At 70.1% G+C, this 24,251-nt stretch carries 21 protein-coding genes and 1 pseudogene; 9 read left to right on the forward strand and 13 right to left on the reverse strand.

What is annotated here, in order from left to right; translation table 11 throughout:
* Positions 1–72: 72 nt before the first annotated feature.
* The 5 genes from AB0M67_RS27605 to AB0M67_RS27625 all read right to left on the reverse strand — a co-directional run bounded on the left by AB0M67_RS27605 (position 73) and on the right by AB0M67_RS27625 (position 6,702).
* A complete protein-coding gene (locus AB0M67_RS27605; protein WP_351393433.1) occupies positions 73–723 on the reverse strand; it encodes a hypothetical protein in 651 nt (216 codons plus the stop codon).
* Positions 724–845: 122 nt separating this feature from the next.
* On the reverse strand, positions 846–3,401 hold the full coding sequence (locus tag AB0M67_RS27610) for a dolichyl-phosphate beta-glucosyltransferase (protein ID WP_365749701.1): 2,556 nt from the start codon (positions 3,399–3,401) through the stop codon (positions 846–848).
* Entirely contained in the window at positions 3,398–4,081 is a 684-nt protein-coding gene (locus AB0M67_RS27615; protein WP_365749703.1) for a GntR family transcriptional regulator, read from the reverse strand. Before AB0M67_RS27615 ends, AB0M67_RS27610 begins: the two co-directional genes overlap by 4 nt.
* Before the next feature lie 107 nt (positions 4,082–4,188).
* Positions 4,189–5,598: an aspartate aminotransferase family protein gene (locus AB0M67_RS27620; protein ID WP_365749705.1), complete on the reverse strand. Its 1,410-nt coding sequence runs from the start codon at positions 5,596–5,598 to the stop codon at positions 4,189–4,191.
* A gap of 138 nt (positions 5,599–5,736) precedes the next feature.
* Positions 5,737–6,702: a chlorophyllase gene (locus AB0M67_RS27625; protein ID WP_365749707.1), complete on the reverse strand. Its 966-nt coding sequence runs from the start codon at positions 6,700–6,702 to the stop codon at positions 5,737–5,739.
* A 154-nt stretch (positions 6,703–6,856) separates the two neighbouring features.
* On the opposite strand from AB0M67_RS27625, the gene AB0M67_RS27630 reads away from it, so the two are divergent.
* Both AB0M67_RS27630 and AB0M67_RS27635 read left to right on the forward strand, forming a co-directional pair.
* Positions 6,857–7,279, forward strand: coding sequence for a MerR family transcriptional regulator (locus tag AB0M67_RS27630; RefSeq protein ID WP_365749772.1), 423 nt, complete (start codon positions 6,857–6,859; stop codon positions 7,277–7,279).
* A 33-nt stretch (positions 7,280–7,312) separates the two neighbouring features.
* Positions 7,313–7,834 (forward strand): hypothetical protein, encoded by a 522-nt coding sequence (locus tag AB0M67_RS27635; RefSeq protein ID WP_365749708.1) that lies wholly within the window; start codon positions 7,313–7,315, stop codon positions 7,832–7,834.
* A gap of 99 nt (positions 7,835–7,933) precedes the next feature.
* Here AB0M67_RS27635 and AB0M67_RS27640 read toward each other — a convergent pair whose 3' ends face one another.
* Positions 7,934–8,911: a DJ-1/PfpI family protein gene (locus AB0M67_RS27640; RefSeq protein WP_365749710.1), complete on the reverse strand. Its 978-nt coding sequence runs from the start codon at positions 8,909–8,911 to the stop codon at positions 7,934–7,936.
* Between the two features lie 164 nt (positions 8,912–9,075).
* On the opposite strand from AB0M67_RS27640, the gene AB0M67_RS27645 reads away from it, so the two are divergent.
* Positions 9,076–9,741, forward strand: coding sequence for an HD domain-containing protein (locus AB0M67_RS27645; RefSeq protein WP_365749712.1), 666 nt, complete (start codon positions 9,076–9,078; stop codon positions 9,739–9,741).
* A gap of 164 nt (positions 9,742–9,905) precedes the next feature.
* Entirely contained in the window at positions 9,906–11,858 is a 1,953-nt protein-coding gene (locus AB0M67_RS27650; protein WP_365749774.1) for a serine/threonine-protein kinase, read from the forward strand.
* A 44-nt stretch (positions 11,859–11,902) separates the two neighbouring features.
* Here the strand turns inward: AB0M67_RS27650 and AB0M67_RS27655 are convergent, their stop codons facing one another.
* Positions 11,903–12,475, reverse strand: a complete 573-nt coding sequence (locus AB0M67_RS27655) for a dihydrofolate reductase family protein (protein WP_365749714.1) — start codon at positions 12,473–12,475, stop codon at positions 11,903–11,905.
* A 281-nt stretch (positions 12,476–12,756) separates the two neighbouring features.
* Here AB0M67_RS27655 and AB0M67_RS27660 point away from each other — a divergent pair, with 281 nt between their 5' ends.
* Positions 12,757–13,740, forward strand: a complete 984-nt coding sequence (locus AB0M67_RS27660) for a helix-turn-helix domain-containing protein (RefSeq protein ID WP_365749716.1) — start codon at positions 12,757–12,759, stop codon at positions 13,738–13,740.
* Between the two features lie 36 nt (positions 13,741–13,776).
* Here the strand turns inward: AB0M67_RS27660 and AB0M67_RS27665 are convergent, their stop codons facing one another.
* Both AB0M67_RS27665 and AB0M67_RS27670 read right to left on the reverse strand, forming a co-directional pair.
* Positions 13,777–14,853 carry a helix-turn-helix domain-containing protein gene (locus AB0M67_RS27665; RefSeq protein WP_365749717.1) on the reverse strand — a complete coding sequence of 359 codons (1,077 nt, stop codon included), beginning with the start codon at positions 14,851–14,853 and terminating at the stop codon, positions 13,777–13,779.
* 431 nt (positions 14,854–15,284) lie between these two features.
* The gene (locus tag AB0M67_RS27670) at positions 15,285–15,971 is read right to left on the reverse strand and encodes a hypothetical protein (RefSeq protein WP_365749719.1); all 687 of its coding nucleotides are present in this window, start codon (positions 15,969–15,971) and stop codon (positions 15,285–15,287) included.
* 413 nt (positions 15,972–16,384) lie between these two features.
* Between AB0M67_RS27670 and AB0M67_RS27675 the strand changes: the two genes are divergently transcribed.
* Positions 16,385–17,428 (forward strand): NlpC/P60 family protein, encoded by a 1,044-nt coding sequence (locus AB0M67_RS27675; protein WP_365749720.1) that lies wholly within the window; start codon positions 16,385–16,387, stop codon positions 17,426–17,428.
* Positions 17,429–17,463: 35 nt separating this feature from the next.
* On the opposite strand, the pseudogene AB0M67_RS27680 reads toward AB0M67_RS27675, so the two are convergent.
* Both AB0M67_RS27680 and AB0M67_RS27685 read right to left on the reverse strand, forming a co-directional pair.
* Positions 17,464–17,607, reverse strand: a pseudogene (locus AB0M67_RS27680) (transposase); the annotation flags it as partial.
* 71 nt (positions 17,608–17,678) lie between these two features.
* The gene (locus tag AB0M67_RS27685) at positions 17,679–18,356 is read right to left on the reverse strand and encodes a DUF4232 domain-containing protein (RefSeq protein WP_365749722.1); all 678 of its coding nucleotides are present in this window, start codon (positions 18,354–18,356) and stop codon (positions 17,679–17,681) included.
* A gap of 462 nt (positions 18,357–18,818) precedes the next feature.
* Here AB0M67_RS27685 and AB0M67_RS27690 point away from each other — a divergent pair, with 462 nt between their 5' ends.
* A complete protein-coding gene (locus AB0M67_RS27690) occupies positions 18,819–19,490 on the forward strand; it encodes a DUF4232 domain-containing protein (protein ID WP_365749723.1) in 672 nt (223 codons plus the stop codon).
* A 1,241-nt stretch (positions 19,491–20,731) separates the two neighbouring features.
* Positions 20,732–21,145 carry a hypothetical protein gene (locus AB0M67_RS27695; RefSeq protein ID WP_365749725.1) on the forward strand — a complete coding sequence of 138 codons (414 nt, stop codon included), beginning with the start codon at positions 20,732–20,734 and terminating at the stop codon, positions 21,143–21,145.
* A gap of 85 nt (positions 21,146–21,230) precedes the next feature.
* On the opposite strand, the gene AB0M67_RS27700 is transcribed toward AB0M67_RS27695, so the two are convergent.
* A complete protein-coding gene (locus AB0M67_RS27700) occupies positions 21,231–22,514 on the reverse strand; it encodes an adenylosuccinate synthase (RefSeq protein WP_030353207.1) in 1,284 nt (427 codons plus the stop codon).
* Positions 22,515–22,731: 217 nt separating this feature from the next.
* Between AB0M67_RS27700 and AB0M67_RS27705 the strand changes: the two genes are divergently transcribed.
* Positions 22,732–23,625 carry a diacylglycerol kinase gene (locus tag AB0M67_RS27705; protein ID WP_365749727.1) on the forward strand — a complete coding sequence of 298 codons (894 nt, stop codon included), beginning with the start codon at positions 22,732–22,734 and terminating at the stop codon, positions 23,623–23,625.
* A gap of 58 nt (positions 23,626–23,683) precedes the next feature.
* Here AB0M67_RS27705 and AB0M67_RS27710 read toward each other — a convergent pair whose 3' ends face one another.
* Complete coding sequence (locus tag AB0M67_RS27710; protein ID WP_365749776.1) at positions 23,684–24,124, reverse strand: MarR family transcriptional regulator; 441 nt, start codon at positions 24,122–24,124, stop codon at positions 23,684–23,686.
* Positions 24,125–24,251: the final 127 nt, after the last annotated feature.

A 24,251-nucleotide genomic window follows, 5' to 3' on the forward strand; every position in this document is an offset into this window, starting at 1 on the left:
CTCATGCTCTTCCGCTCTTCAATCGAAGTGCGCCCTTCAACCGAAGTGCGCTCCCTGACCGAAGTGCGCTCCCTAACTGAAGATGATCATCGAGCCCTGGCCCAGGCTTCTGGTGGCCGCCGCGTGCAGGCCGAGCCACACATGGCGTTCCCGGGCGAACGGGCCGTCGTCATACGGGATCGAGGTCGCCGGTTCCTCCAAGGACGTGGGGCGGACCGGTGGGGCGGGGGCGGCCGGGGGGTTCGCCGGGTCGATACCGATCGCCGGGCCGACGATCTCCAGCTCCCGCAGCAGCCCCTGTGTGGAGCCCAGCGGGCCGCCGCCCGCGAGAAGTTCCTCGTTCGAGAGGGGCGCGTCGTAGTCCACCGGGACATACGCACCCGCGTGGTCGTAGTGCCAGACCAGATGCGACTGCTGGGCCGTCGACTCGAACATCTCCAGCAACTGTTCGTAGTCACCGCCCAGTTCACCGACCGGCGTCACCGCGAGGCCGCAGAGCTGGAGCAGATACGCGCGCCGCAGGAAGTGCAGCGCGTCGTAGTCGAAGCCGGCGACCGGGGCGACATCCCCCGAGAGGCCCGGCATATAGGCGAAGACGGGAACGGACGGCAGCCCGGCATCACCGAGCGCCTTGTCGTAGACGGCGATCTCTTCGGCGAAGGGGTTGTCGGGGCTGTGGCACAGCACATCGACGAGGGGGACCAACCACAGGTCACAGGCCAAGGGAGGCTCGCTCTCCAACGGGTTCGTACGCGTGCTCGCGATGGTCGCGATGGTCGGGACAGCGTAATGCGACGGGCACGATCAGCGAAGGGCCCGGTCGGCGGGGGTTGGGAGTTGAGACATCATCCGGTAGCCGGCAGATCCCAGATCCATGCCCCGTCCACCCGCTTCCCCGGCCCGCCGAGCAGCTTCTCCAGTGTCTCGTACAGCGCCGCGTCGTTGGGCTGCGGTGCCAGCACCACCACCCCCGCCTTCCAGAAGGCCAGGTCGAAACGGGCCTGCGCGCGCCATTTGGCGTCGATGACCGGGACCTGGCCGCTGTAGCGGACATCGCGCAGCAGATTCGAGGTGTAGCGGGCCGGCGCACCGTAGATGCCCCTCCGCTCCTCGCCCCAGGGCCCGTTGAAGTAGCCGCCCGGCACGGAGAAGCCGAGGCCGCTCGCCGACTGCCAGTGCAGCGCCTCCGCGTTGGCGGGGTCCGGCACCGGTACGGGCACCACCGTCTCGCCCTCGCCGACGTACTCGCGGTACGTGCCGTCCGCGATGAACTCCGGGATCTCCGGGCGGTCCCGTACCGGCAGCGGCGTCGGGACGATCGGCAGCACGGCCGCGGCCAGCGCCGCGTACGCCACCAGCCGTAGCCTGCGCCGCTCCTCCAGGGCCGCACCGCCGAGCCCGGGACTCCGCTCCTCCGCGCGCCGGTCCGCGAGCCGGTCCGCCGCCAGCGCCAGCAGCGCGCCGAGCGCGGGCGCGCAGATCATCGCCACCCGCGACTCGATGACCGACTCGAAGAGCGGCTGATGGGCGAGGATCCGCCAGGGTCCCGTCAGCACCACATCCGTGAAGGGGATCCGTATCCTCGGCCCGAGCGAGAGCAGCGCCGCCGCGACCGCCGTGAACGCCAGCGCCCTGACCACCGCGGCCCGCCACAGCCACAGTCCGATCCCGAACGCCAGGGCGATCAGCGGCCAGCCGTAGAAGGCGTTCTGCTCGGTGCGGTTCATCGCGAGCCGGTCGGCCGTCGCGTCGTCGCCGAACAGCGCGCGCCCGGAGTACTGCAGGAAGGAGAGCGGACTGTTGCCCGCGTTGTCCCCGTGCAGCACGCTGTGGTAGCTCTGCGGGCCGAAGAACTGCCAGTACAGCGGGACCGCGAGCAGCGGCAGACACACCAGCAGCGCCCACCCGAGCCCGCGCAGCAGCGGACGGACCGCCGCCCGCGCGCGTTCGCGGTCCACCGCGGCGTACGCGAGCGCGAAGAGCAGCGTGCCCATCACGGCGAGCAGCAGCGCCTCCTCGCCGAGGAAGATCTGATACGTCGCGAAGAGCCCCAGCAGCACCCCGTCCCTGACCACGCGCCGGCCCTCGCAGAGCCGCAGCGCCCGGTCGATGATCACCGGAATCATGAACAGGACGACGAAGTTGGGGTGCGCGTTGGCGTGCGACACCATCGGCGGCGCGAAGGCGGCGAGGGCCGCGCCGAGCGCCGCCGCCCAGCGACCGCGGACGAGCCGGCGCGCGAACAGCCAGTACCAGGCGAGCGCCGTGGCCGCGAGACCGAGTGTGAGGACGAGCGCCCAGGTGACGGTCGGTCCGAAGGCGAGCGTGACGGGGGTGAGCGGGACGGAGAGCCCGAGCATGACGGTGTTCGCCATCAGGTTCACACCGTCGGGGAAGTTCTGGAGGGTCGTGAACAGCGGATTGCGCAGGTTCGTGACGTTGTCGGCGGTGACCCGGAAGAACCACTCCCACTGGTTCTGGTCGGAGCCCGCGTCGGCGAGATAGGCGCGGTCGAGGTCGGCCCACAGCCCCTTGTAGAGGAAGAAGGAGGCGAGGAGGAAGAGCGCGCCGACGATCAGGTCCGTACGGCGACGACGGCCACGGTCCCGGTCGGTGGCGCCGGCGGGGCCGGTACCGGCCTGGCCGGGGGCGCGTGGCGCCGCCCTGAGCCGTACCAGTTCCAGCAGCACCCTGCCGTAGTCCAGCGGCCTCACCTTGGAGCCCGGCTGATGCGCCCAGCGCACCGGCACCTCCGTCACCGGCCACCCCGACTGCCGGAAGAACCTCAGGATCTCGACGTCTATCCCCCAGCCGTCCAGCCGGGAGCCGGCGAAGGCGGCCCGTGCCCGCGCGCCGTCGAAGAGTTTGAAGCCGCACTGGGTGTCGGCTATGCCGTCGACCGCGACCAGCCGTATCAGCCGGTTGCCGAGCCGGCCCAGCCACTCGCGCAGTGCCAGCTGACGTACCTCGATCCACGCGTCGGGGTGCGCGCGCGAGCCGATGGCCGCGCCGCCGCCGTCGGCCGTGAGCTGTTTGTCGAGCCGGTCCAGTTCATCGATCGGGGTCGCGAGGTCCGCGTCGGTCAGCAGCACACGCCGGCCGTTCGAGGCCAGCACGCCCTGCCGCAGGGCATGGCCCTTGCCGTGGTTGCCGCCGCCCGTCAGCACGCGGAGGCGCGGCTCGTCGGCCGCGGCCTCGACGGCGACCGCGGCCGTACCGTCCGTCGAGCCGTCGTCCACGACGATCAGTTCCCACGTACCCCAGCGGTCCGGGTCCGCGCGCAGATGGGCGCGGATGGCGTCCAGGGTGGGGCGCAGCCGCCCCTCCTCGTTGTACGCGGGTATGACGACGGACAGATCAACCGCTTCCGCACGCGTCGCTTCCGTTATGTCACCGGTCACCGCTGTGGACTCTCCAGCCTGTCCGCCCACTTGAGCGAGTGGGTGTCGTACTCACCGATCACGGCACGCACCGCCGGCGCGTCCCCGAGGGTCAGCGCGTCGACCAACTGCTCATGCCCGCCCCACAGCCGCTTGCGCACCTCCGGGTCCTCCCGCAGGTACGGCACCGAGAACACCCACGCCTGGACACGCAGCCGGTGCAGGAAGTCCGCGACATAGGGGTTGGCCACCAGCGCGCACAACTCGCGCCAGAACCGCAGGTCGTAGCCGATGAGGATGGTCAGATCCCCGCTCCTGGCCGCACGCGCGGCCTCCTCCGCCCGGCGCCGTACGGACACCAGCACCGCGCCGTGCGCCCTGGCCGCCAGATGCTCACCCTCCAGCCTGCGGAAGACGGCGTCCACGATCAGCGAGCGCGCGTCGACCATCCGCCGGAAGTCGTCCACGGAGAAGCGGTGGACGCGGAAACCCCGGTGCTGGTCGGAGTCGAGCAGATCCTGCGCGGAGAGATCGACCAGCGCCTCCCTGACCGGGGTCGCGGAGACCCCGTACTGCTCGGCGATCTGTTTGACGGTGAACTCCTGGCCCGGCAGTAAACGCCCCGCGAGCACCTCGTCACGCAGCGCGTCCGCGATCTGCTGCCGCAAGGTACTGCGGGTCACAGCTCCGCTGGCGGGCATGTTTTCCGTCCCCTCGTCCGGCTTGGGACACCTTAAGCCAGGTGACGCGGGGGTCCGGGGCGGGCAGGCCGGACCCGCCCGCCCCCTTCGCCGGCGTGGTCCGGCGGCTACGCCGTGTACTCGTCCGCGACCGCCAGCGCCACGTCCAGGACCGCCAGCCCCTCCTTCGCCTCGGCCTCGGTGATGTTGCAGGCCGGCACCGCGTGCGTACGGTTCATGTTCACGAAGGGCCACAGGCCGTTCTGCTTGCAGGCAGCGGCGAAGGCGGCCATGGGGGCGTTCGCCTCGCCCGACGCGTTGTACGGCACCAGCGGCTCCCGCGTCTCCCTGTCCTTGACCAGGTCGAGCGCCCAGAAGACCCCCGTACCGCGGACCTCGCCGACCGACGGATGCCGGGCCGCCAGCTCGCGCAGCCCCGGGCCGAGGACCGTCTCGCCGATGTACGCGGCGTGCTCGACGACCTTCTCGTCGGCCATCACCCCGATCGTGGCGACGGCGGCGGCGCAGGCCAGCGGATGACCGGAGTAGGTCAGCCCTCCGGGGTACGGCCGGCTCGCGAAGGTCTCGGCGATCGCGGCGGAGATGGCGACACCGCCCAGCGGGACGTACCCCGAGTTGACGCCCTTGGCGAAGGTCAGCAGATCCGGCACCACGTCGAAATGCTCGGCGGCGAACCACTTGCCCGTACGGCCGAAGCCCGCCATCACCTCGTCCAGTACGAAGACGATGCCGTGCCGGTCGCAGATCTCGCGGACACCCGCCAGATAGCCGGGCGGCGGCGTCATGATGCCGGCCGTGCCCGGGATCGTCTCCAGGATGATCGCGGCGATGGTCGCGGGACCCTCGAAGGCGATCGTCGCTTCGAGGTGCTCCAGCGCGCGGGCGCACTCCTCGGCCTCCGTCGAGGCGTAGAACGGCGAGCGGTAGAGGAACGGCGCCCAGAACCGGACCACGCCGGACGTGCCGCTGTCGGACGCCCAGCGGCGCGGGTCGCCGGTCAGGTTGATCGCGGTGGACGTACCGCCGTGGTACGAGCGGTACGCGGAGAGCACCTTGGGACGGCCGGTGTGCAGCCGGGCCATCCGGACGGCGTTCTCGACGGCCTCGGCGCCGCCGTTGGTGAAGAAGATCTTGTCGAGATCGCCCGGGGTGCGCTCGGCGATGAGGCGTGCGGCCTCGGAGCGCACATCGATGGCGAAGGCGGGCGCGAAGGTGGCGAGCCGGCCGGCCTGCTCCTGGATGGCCGCGACGACGGTGGGGTGCTGATAGCCGATGTTGGTGTAGACGAGACCGCTGGTGAAGTCGAGATAGCGGTTGCCGTCGTAGTCCCAGAAGAAGGAACCCTCGGCGCCGGCGACGGCGAGCGGGTCGATCAGGCCCTGGGCCGACCAGGAGTGGAACACATGCGCCCGGTCGGCGGCCTTCACCGCGGCACCGGACAGCGGGTCGGCACGGTGAGCACGGTCTGCACCGTCGACACGTTCCGCGGGGTCGACAGGGTCGGTATGAGGGGTCATGCGGCAAGGGTAGGGAGGCGCGGGAGCGGGACGGTATCGCCACCTTGTATGGAGTGAGCGACTTTGATCGGCATCCTGTCGGGGGCTGTGGGGCTGTGCCCGGGGGGAGGGACTGCCTGTGCTCACTTGCTCACTTGCTCACTTGGATTCCAGCTGTCCCAGCGGATGGGGGGTGGCGAAGACCTCCTGTGTCGCTGTCCAGTCGGTGCTGTCGATGCCGAGCGCGTGGCGCAGGTAGGCCACGGTGACCCGCTGGATCAAGGCGACGCGCTCGGGGTTCTCGTCGGTGGTCTCCGCGGCCCGGTAGCCGGAGATACCGCCGAGGAAGTGTTCGGCTCCGAACAGAGTGAGCAGGCTCTTGTCGCCGGGAGCCAGCACGTACGGATCGGTCGTCCAGTCCGCTCCCCGGACGGTCAGCGGGAGCGCGTCCTCGTCCCCCGAGATCACGAGGGCGGGGGTGGTCATGTGCCCGAAGTCCGGATGCCTCAGCCACGGAAAGTTCTCGGCCGCGAAGGGTGTCAGGTCGTCGCCGCCCTTGCCGGCCGTGGCCAGCAGTACGCCCGCCTTGACGCGTGGGTCGGACAGGTCCTCCGCCTGTCCTGTCCCCGGGTCACGAACGCGCAGCCCCAGCAGAATGCCTGCCGTCTGGCCGCCGAAGGAGTGTCCGGCGGCGGCGATGCGGCTTCGGTCCAGCCGCCCGCTCAGGCCAGGGACGGCCGCCTCCAGTACGTCGAGGCTGTCGAGGACGCGTTTCATGTCCTCGACGCGGAAACGCCACAAGTGCGGCTTGCGGGGATCGTCCGCGGGCACGCCCGGCGTCCCCGGCGTCTTGGAGTCGAGATGGGTGGGCTGAATCACCACGAAGCCGTGGGCGGACCAGTAGTCGGCCAGCGGCCCGTAGCCGTCCAGCGAGGAGCCGAAGCCGTGGGCGAGCAGAACGATCGGCAGGTCGCGTCCGGTCACGGGCGCGGACACGCGTACGCGCAGGTCCGCGCCACGCGCCGACGCCGACGCCGGCAGCACGATCGGTTTGACCGAGACGACGGGGGTGGGAGTGGTGGTGGCGGCGACGTTCGTCGTCACCGCGTCTGACGTGGTGGTCATGGAAAGGCGCTCTTCTCGCTGGCTGTTGCCGGCTGGTGCCGGCTGCTGGCTGGTGGCTGCTGCGTTGGTGGTGCGTGGGGCACGAGTTACGCTAAAACCTGACGCCGACGTCAGATGCAAGTCGATGTGATCCAGATCGCAAAAGGGGTGCATGATGCGTATCGGCGAACTCGCCACGAGGACAGGGGCCAGCGTCCGGGCACTGCGCTACTACGAAGAACAGGACCTGCTCACCTCGGAACGCAGCCCCGGGGGCCAACGGCAGTACCCGGAGAGCGCCGTCGACCGCATCCAGCTGATCCAGCAGCTGTACGCCGCCGGCCTGTCGAGCAGAACGATCGTGAAGCTCATGCCGTGCGTCGTCGACGGGAACGCCACACCGGAACTGCTGGATCGCCTGTCAGTGGAACGGGACCGTATCGACAGTCACATCGCCGATATGGTCAGCGCCCGGAACAGGCTCGACTCCGTCATCGCGGGAGCCGGCACCCAACTGCGCACAGGCCGGCCCTGCCGAATCGAAGTCACCGGACAACCGGCCCCCCTGCCGCAGGCCGCCGCAGTAAAGTCGCCGTGATCACTACAACGTGATCACGGCAAGGGGGGCCTCATGCAGATCAAGCGTGTCCGGCATGTCCGGCGCACAGCGATAACCACACTGTCACTCACCGCCTGTCTGCTGTCCTGTTCCGCGGGCGCGGACGACACCTCCGGGGGCGTCGGGACGCGGGACACCTCCCGTTCCTCGTCCGTCACGGCAACGGCGGACGACGCGGTGCGGGAGACCGCCACCGGCCCGGACCCGGCGGCGTCCCCGGGGCCGGAACTGGTCCGTGACGCCTTCGCCGGCCTCCAGGCCACGCTCAACGACACCTGCACACCGGCCTCGGGAGACTGCGCGTACTTCCTGGGCAGGGTCCACGAAGAAGTGATGGGCCTCGACGCGGCGATGAAGGCGGACCCGAAGGGCCCGGACCACTTCCCGGAGCCCATCGCGTGGATCGCCGGCCTCCGCACGACGCTCGACGGCGACACCTCCACGGAGAACCTGGAAACCCACCGCACAGAGCTGATCGGCGTCCGCGACCGGATCAACGTCTGGATGCAGGACCACCCCGACGACTACCAGTGATCACAGGAACCATCCCAACGGGATTTCTCAGGCGGTCACGGGTCGTGCTCGGCTCGCAGGTCGGCTCGGCTCGCGGGTCGGCTCAGCTCGCGGGTCGACTCAGCTCGCGGGGGTGGTCGTCCGGAAGCGCGACCGGTACGACGACGGCGTCACGCCCAGCTGCCGCAGGAAGACCCGTCGCAGTGACTCGTCGCTGCCGAGCCCGCTGCGCCGCGCCGCGCCCGTCACCGTCTCCCCCGCCTCCAGCAGCGCCTTCGCCGCCTCCAGCCGCACGGACTCGACGTACGCCGCCGGTGTGGTGCCCACCTGCTCGTTGAAGAGCCGCGTCAGATGGCGCGGGCTCAGCCCGCCGCGTCTGGCCAGTGCGGGCAGCGAGTGGTCGGCCGCCGGATCCGCCGTCACCTCCCGCAGCAGTCCGCGCAGCCCGTCGTGGCGCGGGCTCGGCGTACGGGCGGCCACGGAGAACTGCGACTGCCCGCCCGGCCGCTGAAGGAAGACCACCAGATCGCGGGCGACCTCACGGGCCAGTCGGGCGCCCTCGTCCTCCTCGACCAGCGCGAGCGCGAGATCGATGCCGGCGGTGACCCCGGCCGAGGTGTACGTCAGGCCGTCCCGTACGAAGATCGCATCCGGGTCCACGGTGATCGCGGGATAGCGCCGGGCGAGGGCCGCCGCGTACCGCCAGTGGGTGGTGGCCCGCCTGCCGTCCAGCAGCCCGGCGGCGGCCAGCGCGAAGGCGCCGGTGCAGACGGACGCGATACGACGGGATCTCCCCCCGCCGGCCAGTGCGCCCACCGCGTCCAGGAGCCCGGCCGGCGGGGGGCGGTGCGGCAGATCGTCGGAGCCGGGGACGACGAGCGTGTGCGTACGGCCGACCTCGGCCACCGCCACATCGGCGTGCAGCCGGGTGCCGGTCGAGGTGATCACCGGGGCGCCGTCCGTCGAGCAGACCGCCGTGCTGTACGCGCCGCCCAGCCCGGCCGCCGTACCGAACACCTCAAGCGGCGCGGCGACATCCATCAGCCGAACGCCGTCGTACACGAACACAGTGATCTCTCTGCGCTCTCCCGCACTCATACGGCAACGGTAGCCCGGATCCATGGCCATATGTGTGGGATGTACGTCCGGATAGACATGGCAAGGGAGGCGTGACCGGGCGGAGAGTGGAAGGCGGAAGTGGGAAACGGAAGTGGAAGCGGAAGCACCACCGCGGAAAACTCCCCTCGCGAAAGGACACCGCCATGTCAGCCTCAGCCTCGGCCTCGACCTCAGCGGAACGCATCGCCGATATCGAGATCCCCGACAGCGCCCTCGCCAAGGAAGCCACCGAGCTGGTGCGGGACACCGCCGGCCCCCTGCTGTACGACCACTCCCGCCGGGTCTTCCTCTTCGGCTCGCTCCAGGGCCGGCGGCGCGGGCTCACCTACGACCCCGAGCTGCTCTACATCGGCGCGATGTTCCACGACCTCGGCCTGACCGAGAGCTACCGCGCCTCGCGGCAGCGCTTCGAACTCGACGGCGCCGACGCCGCCCGCGACTTCCTGCTGGGCCACGGGCTCTCGCCGGACAGCGCGCGGATCGTGTGGACCGCGATCGCCCTGCACACGACGCCGGGCATCCCGTCCCAGATGGAACCCGAGGTCGCGCTGGTCACGGCGGGGGTGGAGTTCGATGTGCTGGGGATGGGGCTGGACTCCGTACCGGACAAGGTGAGGGAGGAGGTCGTGGCGGCGCATCCGCGGCCCGACTTCAAGCGCCGGATCCTCCAGGCGTTCACGGAGGGGATCGAACACCGGCCGGAAACGGCCTTCGGCAATGTGAAGGCGGATGTGCTGGCGCGCTTCTCGCCCGGGTTCGTACGGACGGACTTCGTGGATGTGATCGAGAACTCGGCCTGGCCCGAGTGAGCGGGTGCGCGGTCCCGGCCGGAGTGGGCGGAGGAGTGGGCGGAACGGAGTCCCTCACTCCGGCGAACACCGGTCCATAGAGGTTTCGTTCGAGATAGACGATGAGTTCGGCCCTGTCATGCGAGATGATCCGAGGCGTGACGACCAGGAAGGGCCGGCCGGCCATGGAGAAACTCGCAGCTGACGATCCGCAACGCATAGGCGCCTACCGGCTGCTGGCGCGCCTCGGCGCGGGCGGGATGGGCCAGGTCTATCTGGCGCGCTCCGACCGGGGCCGTACGGTCGCGGTCAAGCTCGTCCACCAGGAGCTGGCCGAGCAGGAACAGTTCCGCAGCCGGTTCCGGCAGGAGGTCGCGGCGGCGCGACGGGTCGGCGGCAGATGGACGGCACCGGTGCTGGACGCGGATACGGAAGCGCCGGTGCCGTGGCTGGCGACGGGATATGTGGCCGGTCCGTCCCTCCTCACGGTCATTTCGAGCGGGCCTGCCCGGCCGGCCGGGTCCGGCGACGCGGCCGGTGGCGGCCAGGGTCCGCTGCCGGAACGTTCCGTCCGTATCCTCGCGTCGGGTCTCGCCCACGCCCTCCAGGACATCCACGCGGCGGGCCTCATCCACCGCGACCTCAAACCGTCCAACGTGCTGGTGACGATCGACGGACCGCGCGTCATCGACTTCGGCATCGCCCGCGCGCTGGAACCGGTCGCCGACGAGGGCCTCACCCGGACCGGCTCGCTGATCGGCTCGCCCGGGTTCATGGCACCGGAGCAGATACGCGGCGAACGGGTGACGGCGGCGTGCGACGTGTTCTGCCTGGGCTCGGTCCTGACGTACGCCGCGACGGGCCGTTTCCCGTTCGGCACGGCGGACACGGGTGCGCACGCGCTGATGTTCCGTATCGCCCAGGAGGAACCGGACCTGACCGGACTGCCCGAGGGCCTGGTCGAGCTCGTACGGGGCTGCCTGGAGAAGGACCCGTCCGCACGGCCCACGACACGGGACGTACTGGCCCGGGTGGGCGAGGCGCCGGACTCGGGGGCGGGAGCGGGCGGGGAACCATGGCTGCCCGGCGGGCTGCTGGCCCAGCTGGGGCGGCACGCGGTGGAGTTGCTGGAGTACGAGGACCCGACGGGCCAGCTGCGGCGACCGGGACCGGACACGGTGCAGGACCAGGGGCCGGGGCCGAGGCCCGGATCGAACGTGGAGGTGCCGGCGGAGCAGACGCTGCGGCTTGCGCCGACCCCGCCGGCCCCCGCCCCGGCTCCGAAGCCCACGCAGGTGATGCCGACTGCGGCGCCCGCGCCGACCCCGACTGTTCAGGCGCAGCCCCAGGCACAGGCACAGAACCAGGCGCAGGCACAGAACCAGGCTCCGACCCCGCAGCCGCAGCCGTACGGCTATCCGCAGCCGGGATACGGACAACTGCCGCCCCCTCCCCCGCAGTACTACGCCCAGCACCAGCAGCACACGCAGCAGCCCCCGGCCTTCGGCCCCACCCCTCCGTACGGAGTGGCACCGACGTACACCCCGCCCCCGGAGCCCGGGCCCACACCACGCAGCACCCGCGCCACGATCGCGCTGATCGCCGTGGCGGTCATCGTCGCGATCGGCGCGGGCGGTTCGGTGTACGCCTTCATGGACGGCGACGGCACGAAGGACGACAAGAGCTCGCGGGTGAGCGGTACGGCCGACCCGACGCCCACGGCCGACGATCCGGCGGGCCCCTCGTCGAAACCCTCCGCCGCCCCCTCCGAGGAGGAGAAGCAGGGCGAGGTACCCACCGAGTTCGTGGGCACCTGGACCGGCGGGGTGACCACCGACGCGGGCTACAGTGCCCGCCGACTCGTCATCCAGCAGGGCGAGGTGGGCGATGCGGTCCTCTCCCTGACGGTGGACGGTCCGCCCGGCAACGGCACGTACCACTGCGTCTTCGAGGCCACCTTGGCCTCGGCGCCGTCCTCGGACGGACCGCTACGGATCGGCCCCTCCAAGGTCACCACCGGCGAACCCATGTCCTCCTGCACCCCGGGCACCCCGACGGAACTGACGCTCCAGTCGGACGGCAGCCTGCGCCGCGTGACGACGAGCGGCGAGTCGCTGACGTACACCAAGGGGAACTGAGCCGGGAGTTCACGCCTTCTCTTCCGGCAGCCCCAGCGCCGCCGTCAGCGGACGACGTCGAAGACCTGCTTCTGCAGACCGTTGCCGTAGACCTCGTGCTCGATCAGCCGCAGCTTCTGGGTGTCCTTGTCCGCGGTGCTGAACAGGCGCTTGCCGGCGCCGAGCAGCAGCGGGAAGACGAGCAGGTGGTAGCGGTCGATCAGGCCGGCGTCGGAGAGGGCGTGGTTCAGCGAGGCGCTGCCGTGGACGATGATCGGGCCGCCGTCGCTCTCCTTGAGGGCGGCGACCTCGTCGAGGGAGCGCAGGATGGTGGTCTCGCCCCAGTTGGAGACCAGCTTGTCCTCGGTGAGGGTGGTGGAGACGACATACTTCGGCACCGTCCTGTAGCGCGCGAAATCCGCCATGTCCGGCCACACGGGACTGAACGCCTCGTAGCTGACCCGGCCCAGCAGCATCGCGGTGGACTCCTCCTGTTCGCGCCCCTTGATCTCGTACGCCTCGGGGATGAACTCGACGTCCTTGAAGGTCCATCCGGAGTTCCGGTAGCCGGGTTCGCCGCCGGGCCCCTCGACGACGCCGTCGAGCGAGATGAAGGCCGTGCTGATCACCGTACGCATGGGTTTATTCCTCTGATCGTTGTCGCGGGTTTCTGATGGACCCCGACGATCACACGGTGGTCGCGGCCCCGAAGGCGTGCTCGTCGTGCGCTCACAGCGACGTCCAGCACCCCTCCAGGATGCGACCGACGAAAATAATTGTCAAGGAAGCTAAAGTTGTCGGCTCGGACGGAACGGCGCAGCCGCGCAAGCCACCGCGCTTGAACCGGATTTCCCCGCGCCCGTAGAGTCCGATCCGGTGGTTGCCGTGTTCAGAGTCGGGGGGCCTGATGATCGAGACGGTGTTCAGAACCGACGAGGTGCCGACGGAGCACCGGTTCGACGCTTTCCGCGAGAGCATGATCAAAGTGCACGCGTCGGCGCACCTCGGCAGCACCCATGCCGATGACTTCTCGGCGGAGATGCGTTTCGTCCAGCTCGGTCGGCTCTGTGTGTGGCCCGCGACCATCCAGCCGGCGCGTATGTGGCGCACACCCCGGCTGATCCGGCAGAGCGATCCTGAGCAGTACCACCTCACGCTGATGCTGCGGGGCACCAAGCGGTGCATGCTGACCGGGCGGCGATTCGGCCCCTATGAGATGCATATGACCGACACATCACAGCCCTATTCGCTGGATGTGGTCGGCGACCGGGGAGAGGTCCGACTGATCGGTGTCGAGTTCCCCAAGGCGCTTGTGCCCTTCCCCCTCGACACGGTCGGCCGGCTGGTCGACCGGCCGCTGCCGGGAGGCGAGGGCATCGGTGCCCTGCTGGCGAACTACCTCACCGGCCTCGCCCGGCACACCGACTCGTACGGGCCCTCGGACGCGCCTCGGCTGGAAACGGTCCTGGCCGACCTCTTCTCTGCCGTACTCGCCCATCACCTCGACGCCGAGACCACGCTCCCGCCCGAAGCACGCCACCGGACATTGATCCTGCGCATCCGGTCATTCATCCGGCGGCGACTCCACGACCCGGAGCTGACCCCCGCCACCATCGCCGAGGCCCATCACATCTCCATCGGATACCTCCACCGCCTCTTCCGCCTCCACGACGAGACCACCACGGTCGCCGCCTGGATCCGGCACCAGCGGCTTGAGGCCGCCCGCCGCGACCTCGCCGACCCCGCCCAGCGGACCGTCCCGGTCCACCACATAGGAACCCGCTGGGGGTTCAGCCACCACGCCGCCTTCACCCGCGCCTTCCACTCCGCCTACGGCGTTCCGCCGAGGGACTACCGACAGGCGGCCGACCGGCTCGTCGGCATCGACGACCAGGTCCTCTGACGCTCCGAGGAACCCGGGCGAAGAGGGCGGACACGCTCAGACGCAGTCGTTGGTGACGTCCCAGCAGGTCTCCTCCGGGAAGGGATCGCCACCGCCGCCACCGCCACCGCCGTCATCCTGAGGAGGCGTGTGAGTCGACGGCGGTGGTTCGTACGGGGGCGGTTCGTACGGGGGCGGTTGCGGAGTCGAGGAGCTCGGTGTCGGCTGCGGTTGTGCGGGGCGCGTCGTCTTCGTGGCCGGGGTCGGCCGCACAACATCCCGCGTCCGGCCGGATACGGGTTCGTCCTCGGCGGGCTTCGGGGAAGTGCCGCTGGATGCCCTGCCGGCCGGGGAACGACTGGCCGTGTCTTCCGGGGAGACCGAGACCGCCGGTCCGCTCGTCCGGGTGTCCTGCGGCTCCGCGGTGTCCCGGCCCGGGCGGAGAATGCCGGTGACCGTGGCGGCCAGGAGCACGATCGCGGCTGCGACCGCGATGACCACGCCTCCCCGCCGGACACGGCGCGGGGCCGCCTTCGACCCCGCTGAGGCGGAGTTCGCTCTCCCCGGCGCGGTGGCGGAGCCTTCCCGCACCACATCCTCGGCGAGGAGACCGGGGTCAACGTCAGCCACCGGCTCAGCGGCCGTGGGAGGCGCGGCCTCCAACTCCTGGGCCCGCGCACCGGTAGCGGCCTCTCGGGCTTCGCCCGCCGCTTCGGCGGTGTCTGTGTCGCCTGCCTCGTCGTCGGCACCGTCCGGGGCCTCTTCCACCGGTCCGCCGTGCGGGTCCTGCCGCGGGTCCTGCCGCGGGTCCTGCGCGGCGGGCGCCGAGTCCGCCGGAGACCCGGCGGCGGAGGCATACCGCTCGGCCTCGACAGCCAGACGCTTGCGGACCTTCACCCAGGCCTCGACCGTGGCCTCATCACCGCCGCAGGCCCGGACGAAAGCGGGCAGCAGGTCCTCGCGGGGGAGTTCCTGCCTGCTCAGCGCGCCGGAGAGGGTGGCGCGCGGCAGCACGTCCCCTACCGCCCCCGCGCGGCGCTCCAACTCCCGATAGCTCAGATCCGCCCACTGCCGTAACTGACGCATGACCGCCACGAACTCCGCGGAATTCCTGACGTCGTGCGGCTGCGGCATTCCCCCGTCCACGCCGGTTCCCCCATCTCTTTTGTCGGAGATCAGTCATCCACGGGGCAGCTTAGGAGAGCGCGCCGGCCGCTGTGCTTCGGCACCCTGCCGGACCGAGGGCCACGCGGATCCGGGGGGTGCCTCGCTGTCCTTCGTCAAGGACAGCGAGGCACCCCCCGGGCGACCCGACTTGCTGGGATGAGTGAGTTCCGGGCAGCCGGGCGGACCCTTGCGCGGGGTCGCCCTCGGCGGGTTTCGCACTGCCCGCGGTCGTCGACACCGGTGAGCCGGTCGGACCTGTTGGCCTGACAGGTCCGACCGGGCTCGCTCCCCGGGTCTGGTCAGTACGAGAAGCTGACCTTCGACAGGAGAGCGTCGGGCGAGGTCGACATGACGCGGATCTTCGGGGTGGCGGCGCTGTTGCCCCAGGACACCTGTACTTACTGGGCAAGCCCCTGCGACTGCTGAGCGGGTCCGGCGGGAGTCTTTGGCTTGGTGACCTTCGTGACCCTGTACGTGTCCGTCCACGGCCTGAGGGCGGTACCGCTGCCGATCTTCACCCAGGTGTAGGGGTTGCAGCGGGCATCCGTCGAGGTCACCCAGGCAAACTGGGCCTGCTGCTCGTAGACGTCGAACTGGTACTGCTTGTAGACCTTTCCCGCGCGGACCAGGTAGTGAGTCTTGTCCTTCAGGTTGAGTTCGACCTTCTTGCTGACGGTCTGGGTTTTGTTGATCTCGAACCCGAGACCGGCGTTGATCACCTTGTAGCTCATGCCGAAGGTGGCGCTGACCTTGCCGGTGAGGTCGACCTTGTACTCCCACGTGGTCTTCGCCGGTCCGGGCATGCTCTGCACGTGAGCGGGGTCGTCCGGCCACTCGTAGACAGTCTTGACGAACTTCTTGTTCGCGATCTTCTTCTCGCCGATGCACGGCGGATTCTTCGCGCTCCACGGCGGCTTCATCGCGGTCCTGGCTTGGTTCTGCGACTCTTCCGCAGCCGCGTTGGCGATCGTGTCGGTGGGCTTGTCGCCGGTGAACACGTCGGTGGTGCCGGCGGTGATGCCACCGGCCAGCAGACCTGCGGCGACAGCGGCCACCGCCAGTGAGCGGGCTCGTGTGCTGCGCATGCTGATGCTCCTTGTGTAAGGGCTGAGTGGGATGAGACCGGGCTGCTTCTCTCGAAGCGCCTCGGCTGCTGTCTGGCCCGCCTGCGGTCGTCGACACCGGTGGCTGGGCCGGCCCGGCAGTGGTGTGGCGACGCCTTCGACCAGGGCGTCACCCGTCGGTGCGGGGCGGTGACAGAAGCGTCGTCGCCGGGATCGGGTTGCGGCAATGGATTGCCGCGGCTGGGACAGTCCGGGATCGTCCGTGCTGGTCAGAGGGGGCGTCCGGGGATGGTCGGACGGTCTGTCCCAACAGGGTTCGGAAGCTCGGACGGACCGGGACTGTCCGGGACGCGTGAGGATCTGGCGGGACACCACGACGGCGATACAGCCTCATCCCGGAGCCGCGGGGGTCGCGGCCCGAGAGGGAGGTTGTGATGGCGCAGCAGACGCTGCTCAGGCCCGCGCGGCAGGCTGCGCAGCACGAGCGGCCGCGGACGGCGCGGGCACAGGTTCAGGCACAAGCAGAGGCACAGGAACAGGCACAGGAACAGAAACAGGCACAGGCCAAGGGGCCGGTGTCGCACCGCAAGCCGCGGACTCGGAGCAGCCGTGCCGACAGGCTGTGGTCGGTGGCCTCGCTGGTGGTGATGTTCGTGCTTTCACTGGTGTGCGGGGTGCTGCTGGCAGTGCACGGCCCGTCCGAGCCGTCGTCCCTGGAGGTCCGGCCGGCGCCCGTTCCCTCGCCGCAGACACCGTACGGGCCGGTCATACCCGAGCCCGTGAAGGAGACGCCGAAGAAGCCGGCCACCCCGGCCGGGGCCGACACCACGGGGGCCGGCACGACGGCCGCCGAGAAGGTCACCCTGCGCCCCGGTGACACGCTCTACGCCCTGGCCGGCGCTCATGGCACGAGCGTGAAGGTCCTCCAGGGGCTGAACGATCTGGGGACCTCGACACTCATCTACGCCGGAGACGCCCTGCGCGTCCCAGCGACCCCGCACTCCGCGCAAGCGCAAGCGCAAGCACAACGGGAGCTGCCTGAGCCGGAGTTCCGGGAGGCCGACCCGCCCAAGTCGGACTCGCCGAAGTCCGACCCGCCGAAGAAGAAGGCACCCGAGAAGGCACCGAAGGCGGGGGCGAAGGCGGTCGCCTTCGCGCGGACCCAGCTCGGCAAGCCCTACGTCTGGGGCGGCACCGGCCCGCGCGGTTACGACTGCTCAGGTCTGGTGATGCGGGCCTGGGAGAAAGCCGGGGTGGAGCTCCCTCGTACCACTTGGGGCCAGGTGAAGGCCGGCAAAGCCACAACCCGCGCGGGACTGATGCCGGGCGACCTGATCATCAGCAACAACGGCGGGCACGTTCAGCTCTACATCGGCGACGGCAAGGTCATCCACTCGCCCGGCACCGGCCGTACAGTCACCACCGCACAACTCCCCAGCCCGTCCGGGGTCGTCAGCTACCGCCACATCACACCGTGACAGAAACCGAAGCCGCCAACCCCCGGCGGACCCGGGGGGGGGCGGAGGTCTTCGGCGAGGGGCCGGGCCGGCCGGAGCTGGGGGTGGGAAACGATCGGGAGCCAGGTCCAGCGGTCCCCGGTCTCGGGGGTGCGGAGCTTCGGGGTTGTCCAGTCGAGAGTCTGTCGCGCGAAGCGGAATTCCGTTGAAATGGGTTTCGAACGAGGCCGCTCACCCGGTTGCTCGCGGGACGCCGGGGCGGCGCTCGTCCCTACTCGGTCGTGTGCGTGGGGTAGACCTCGACGTCGGTGTACGCGCCCTTGATCTCCCCCGCGCCCGCAGGCCAGTTCAGGCTCACGGTGTGGGTCTCGTTCGGGGGCGTCACCTCGATGTTGGTCGGGTCCGAAAGGCTGTCGCCGCTGTTGTCGATGTCGTAGGCGAGGTTGAAGACAGCGGCGTCGCCGGGCTTCAGGGTGGTGATACGCGGCTGGGCCTGGCCGCGCTCGATGGGGTTCGAGGTGTTGTCGGCGTCCTTGATGTCGACGCCCGCGAAGCCCGTCGCCGAGCAGGTGGTCGAACCCCGGTTGATCATGGTGATGTCGATCCTGCCGGAGACCTCGTCGGGCGCGGCGTCCCTGGCATCGATGGCCAGGTCCTCCGTCTTGCAGAACTTGACCTGACCGCCGGTCTCCGTCGCGCCGTTCGCGGCGCCGACGCGGGCCTCGGTGTCCTCACCGGAGCTCGACTTCGCGTTGCTCGCCTCCGAACCGCCGGAGCCCGAGCCGCCCTCCGACTTCGAGCTACCGTCCGAGGACGAAGAAGACGAGGACGAGGACGAGGAGACGCTGGAGGACGAGTCCTTCCCGGAGCCCCCGTTGCCACAGGCGGTGAGCGAGAGGGTGGCGGCGACCCCGAGGGCGGCGAGAGCACTGAGGCGGGTGTACTTCACGGTGTTCCTCCAGAACCTGTGCGGTGCATGTGGTCGGAAGTATTTGTATCCCGCACCGAGTTACAGGCGGTCTTCCGCGCCGTCTTCGTTCTGTCACAGGCGCATTGGCCGCACGGTCCGCCACGGCCGTCGAGCGCGGAGAGCCGGAAGCCGACCTGCCCCCACGCCGTCCACGTCCGTGACTCGAAGAACGCCGAAGGCCCCACCTTCGCCATCGCCCCGACGCCTGGGCACGGTTCCTCACCTGGTCCGCGTGCGCCGGAGCGGGGCCGCCCGCAGTCCGGCCCCGCACGGCTCGACGCGGTCAGATGAGCTGGGGTTTGTGCAATCCAGCGCTGTTACTTGGACCGGAGTCGCTGAGACAGAACCCGGACATGTACAGGATCATTTCAGGATCGACCCAGCCCTAGTGTCATCGGTGTCAGCAGGAAGCACCGCAACCGACAGCCGCTGGAGATCAAGATGCGCTCGCGTCTCGCCGCCCGTTCCGCCCGCCTCGTCCTGGCCGCCGCGGCCGTGACGGCCCTCGCCGCCACCACCACCGCCTGCAACCCCGACGACGGCTCGGACGCCGGCAGCACCGTGGCCCCCTCCGCCGCCGCCTCCGCCGGCACCGGCGGAAGCGACAACTCCTCGACCGGCGACTCCGGTTCCAGCGGCTCCGACTCCAACTCCAGTGGCTCCACCGACAAGTCCGACTCCGGCGACGGCGGGAAGAGCGGCTACGGGCAGTCCTGCGGCACCAACGACCTGGACTTCACGGTCACCTCGGAGTCCCAGGCGGGCGGCTACTACCGCGTCACCGCCAAGGCGAAGTCCGGCATCACCTGCTACCTGGACATCAACACCCCCACCGTGTCCTTCGGCTCCGACGCCGACGGCGTCGCCTCCCCTGTCGGACAGGGCGGCGAAGACCCCATCAAGCTCACCGGCTCCGCCGTCGCATACACGGGTATCAACCCCAAGACCACCGACAGCAATGACGGTACGGAGTTCGAGAACGTCATCATCGCCGTCGCCGAAGAAGACCCCAACCCCGCCGAGCTCAAGCTCCCGGACACCGCCACCGTGGACAAGCCCATCGTCACCAACTGGTCCACCAACCCCTCCGAGACCATCCCCGTCATCGTCTGACGAACCGCAACTGCGCGCGGGGGCGGGGCGCGGGGGCGGGGGTTCACACCGAGGGGTAATCGGGGTGACCCGGAGCGTTTGGTGTCGGGTGGGGGCCGCCCCTAGGTTTCAGTTTCGCGGTTGCGGGTTGGGCGTCAAGGGCGCTCCTTCGTCGCGTCGGCTGCGCCGATTCCGCTTCGCTTCACCCTGGACTCCCAACCCTCCACCGCAAGTGCAGCTTTGAAGGGGGGCGGCCCGGGGGGAGGGGTCCCCGGGGAAGCTCCCATGTGCGGAGGGTCCGCTCCCGGCCTCGGGCCGGTGGGTGGTCTGCGCAGCAGTGGAATGGGGCGGCCCGGCACCGGCAAAGCGACTGACCCCCGTGGACGGTCGGGATTCATGCCCCGCTGGTGAGGCTGTGTGGGTGGTGGGGTGGCTGTGACTGACGAGGCGCCGAGTGGGCCAGTCAGAGGAGGTGATGTGTCGTGGGGACGACTTAACCGAACGCAGGACGCATCACCCGCCGGAGCACTCCCCAAAGCCCTTCCAAAGTGGGACATTGGGGGCAGGTGACAGGCCCGTCTGCCTCGACTTACAGGTGCACCCGTCAATGGAGTGTCACCAGCGGGGCATGAGTCCCAACACCCCACCCACATCAGCTCGCTGAGCCGGTGCCGGGCCGCCCCACTCCACTGCCGCGCGCCCCGCAGGGCCCACCGGGCTGAAAGCCGGGAGCGGACCTTTGGACAAGGGAGCTTCCCCGGGGACCCCTCCCCCCGGGCCGCCCCCCTTCAAAGCTGCACTTGCGGTGGAGGGTTGGGTGTCCAGGGTGAAGCGAAGCGCAATCGGCGCAGCCGACGCGACAAAGGAGCGCCCTTGACGCCCAACCCGCAACCGCGAAACTGAAACCTAGGGGCGGCCCCCACCCGACACCAAACGCTCCGGGTCACCCCGATTACCCCTCGGCACGAACCCACCGCCGGAGTCGAACCGCCACCAGCCGGGCATGAATCCCAGCCACCCACGGGAGCCAGCCGCTGAGCCGGGGCCGGGCCGCCCCACTCCACTCCCGCGCAGACCACCCACCGGCCAGCGGGCCGGGAACGAACCCGCCCCACGAACCCAGCCCTCCGGGGACCCCTCCCCCCAGCCCACCCCGACCACCCCCGTCCCCACCCACCCCGAACCTGGGATCGGTAGGTCCCGTCGCGCCCCTAGCGTCCATCTCACCAGGCAACACACCACGCCGCAGAAGGATGGACGTCATGGGTATCTTCGGGAAGCGCAAGAGCCGCGAAGAGCGCGCCGCCGAGATCGCGAACAAGGTGGCCAGTGGCAAGGGTTTCTATGGACGGACCACACGCGCGTTCGTCGGCCGTGAGGACTTCGCCCAGCTTCAGGGGGCGATCGGCGCGTACAACTCCGCTGCCGGCGTTCAGCAGTTGATCGCCATGGGCGCGCCCACCACCGTCGCCGCCGTCGTATCGATCAGCGACACGGGCAAGCTCGTCAACTTCGACCCCATCGTGGACCTCGTCGTCCAGCCGGCCGGAGCGGCGGACCACGTCACGCTCCAGACCATCGTGTCGAAGCTCGCGATCCCGCGCGCCGGCGACCAGGTCCTCCTGGTCGCCGACCCCGCGCAGCCCGGTAGCTTCCTCTTCGCCGGGATGGTGTGACCGGGTCCCCGGGGTCTCTCCCCCGGGGACCCCGTTTTCCTCCCGGTCCTACAGGTCCCACGAGTCCCACAGGAACTAGCAGCTCCTACAGGAACGAGTTGACCTGGATCGTCTCCGTACGGCCCGGACCCACCCCGATCGCCGAGATCGGCGCTCCCGACATCGCCTCCAGCGCCTTCACGTAATCCTGCGCGTTCTTCGGCAGGTCGGCGAAGGTCTTCGCCTTCGTGATGTCCTCGGACCAGCCCGGCAGGTACTCGTACACCGGCTTCGCGTGGTGGAAGTCCGTCTGGCTGTACGGGAGTTCCTCGACGCGCTTGCCGTCGATCTCGTACGCCACGCACACCGGGATCCGCTCCCAGCCCGTGAGCACGTCCAGCTTGGTGAGGAAGAAGTCCGTCAGGCCGTTGACCCGCGTCGCGTAGCGCGCGATCACCGCGTCGAACCAGCCGCAGCGGCGGTCGCGGCCCGTCGTGACGCCCCGCTCGCCGCCGATGCGGCGCAGCGCCTCGCCGTCCTCGTCGAACAGCTCCGTCGGGAACGGTCCCGCGCCGACGCGCGTCGTGTACGCCTTGAGGATGCCGATGACCCGGCTGATCTTCGTCGGCCCCACCCCCGCGCCCGTGCAGGCGCCGCCCGCCGTCGGGTTGGACGAGGTGACGAAGGGGTACGTGCCGTGGTCCACATCGAGCAGCGTGCCCTGGCCGCCCTCGAAGAGGACGACCTTGCCCTCGTCGATCGCGTTGTTGAGGATCAGTGTCGTGTCCGCGACGTACGGCTTGAGCTGGTCCGCGAACGTCAGCAGCTCCTCGACGACCTTCCCGGACTCTATGGCGCGCCGGTTGAAGACCTTGGCGAGCAGCTGGTTCTTGGACTCCAGCGCCGCTTCGACCTTCTGCTCCAGGATCGACTCGTCGTAGAGGTCCTGGACGCGGATACCGGTGCGGTTGATCTTGTCCGCGTAGGTCGGGCCGATGCCACGGCCGGTCGTACCGATCTTCCGCTTGCCGAGGAACCGTTCCGTCACCTTGTCGACGGTTACGTTGTACGGCGTGATCAGGTGCGCGTTACCGCTGATCAGCAATTTGGATGTGTCGACACCGCGCTCGTTGAGCCCGCTCAGCTCGGAGAGCAGGACAGCCGGGTCGACGACCACTCCGTTGCCGATCACCGGGGTGCACCCCGGTGAGAGGATTCCGGAAGGGAGAAGATGCAGTGCGTACTTCTGGTCGCCCACGACGACCGTATGACCGGCGTTGTTGCCGCCCTGATAGCGCACGACATAGTCCACGGACCCACCGAGCAGGTCGGTGGCCTTTCCCTTGCCTTCGTCACCCCACTGAGCACCGAGCAGCACAAGTGCGGGCACAGGCGTACACCCCTTCCGGGCGGGGCATGTCCAAGGCCAGGGGGCGCGCAAACGCCGTTCATACGGCGCGTGTACGCCATATCTACGCGTATGACACCGCACGACGTTGTACGACGCGGTCCTGACCGTCGAACCGGATGCCCCGGAATAGACGAAGCCCCTGGCGCAATAGCGCAAGGGGCTCTTGCACAAAGATGCTACCCGAGGAAGGACCGAGGTGTCGGCTGCAGAGCCCGCCGAGAACGGTGCGCGACAGCTTCTGGTGGTCATCGACCCCTTCGCCCGCAGGACCGACGGCGAATCGGTCCGGATCGCGAAGGACGTGCTCAGTGCGGGTGCGGGGGTGAAGCTCTGTCTTCCCGACGGCCCCGAGGAATTCGCCCGGGCGCTGGCCCGGCGGGGCAGCAGACGGCCGGTGGTCGTGGGCGACGACCGGGCGCTGCTGCGGACCGTCGCCCTGCTCCACCGGGAACGGGAGCTGGCCTCCGGTGCCCTGTCGCTGGTGCCGATCGGCGCTTCCGTGGAGCTGGCCCGCTCCCTGGGCGTGCCCACGGGCGCGGTGGCGGCGGCGAGGGCCGTACTGGACGGCGCGGCCCGCCGGCTCGATCTGCTGGTCGACGACAGCGACGGGGTGGTGCTGGGGGATCTGCGGATCCCGGCGCTGCCCGCGACGGGCGCGGTCCTGGGCGCGGTCCCTGGCGCGGCGTCGGTGGCATCGGTCTGGCACACCTGCCGCTCGCTGGTCCGTACGCTCGTACGGCCGGTCCCGCCGGTGTTCGCGGCGCATGCGCACCACCGGCTGAGGGTGGAGGCGGACGGCATAGTGCTGAACGATCTGGACGAGCCGGTCGAGGGCGTACGGGTGTCCTCCCGCGGGGGCCGCGCCGAGGTCGTGATCCGTACGCGCGCCTCGGAGGAGCCGGTGCGCGCCAGCGCGCTGTCCGTCACGGTCTCGGGCGCCGACTTCCGCTACCGCGCGGACACCCGGGTCACGGGCCCGGTACGGACCCGGACCTGGACGCTCCGGCCGGAGGCGTGGCAGCTGACGCTTCCGGCGGGGGCGGTGGCGGGTCCGGGGGCCGGAGCGGGGGCGGGGGCGGGCTTCGGATAGTCGGATAGCCCCTTCGCTCCTCGGCCCGCTCACTGCCCCCTCAAGCCCACCCGCCCCCTCAGCCCGCGCCGCCGGCTTCCGCCGCGCGTTTTGTCTCCTGGTGGTCCTTCCAGCGGTCCATCAGCGCGAGCAGTTCCTGCTGGAGGAACTCGAAGAACTCGACGGTCTCCGCCACCCGCGCCCCCGCCGGGGTGTCGCGGCCGAGCGTCTCGGCGCCGTCGCGCAGGGTGTTCTCCCAGCGGCTCAGTACGGAGTCGCGCTGGGTGATGGTGACGTACCAGCCCTGGTTGTGCAGCCGGTAGCGGTCCCGGCGCGAGCCGGGGTCACGTTCCCTGCCGACCATGCTGACCTGCGTGAGGTAGCGGACCGCCCCCGAGACGGCCGCGGGGCTGATCCGCAGCTTCTCGCTCAGCTCGGCGGAGGTCATGCTCGCGTCGTCCGAGGCGAGCAGCGCCGCGAAGACCCGGGAGGCCGTGCGCTGCATCCCGGCCTCGGTCATGTCGGCCGCGAAGCGCTCCACGAAGCGGGACACGGCTTCCTCGTCCCGCGGCGTACCGTCCCCGCTTCCGCTCGCCTGACCGCTCTCACTCCCGCTCGCGCCCCGGGGCCGGCCCTCGCGGCTCTGG

Origin of the sequence: Streptomyces sp. NPDC051662 (assembly GCF_040681655.1) — a bacterium.
GTDB lineage: Bacteria > Actinomycetota > Actinomycetes > Streptomycetales > Streptomycetaceae > Streptomyces.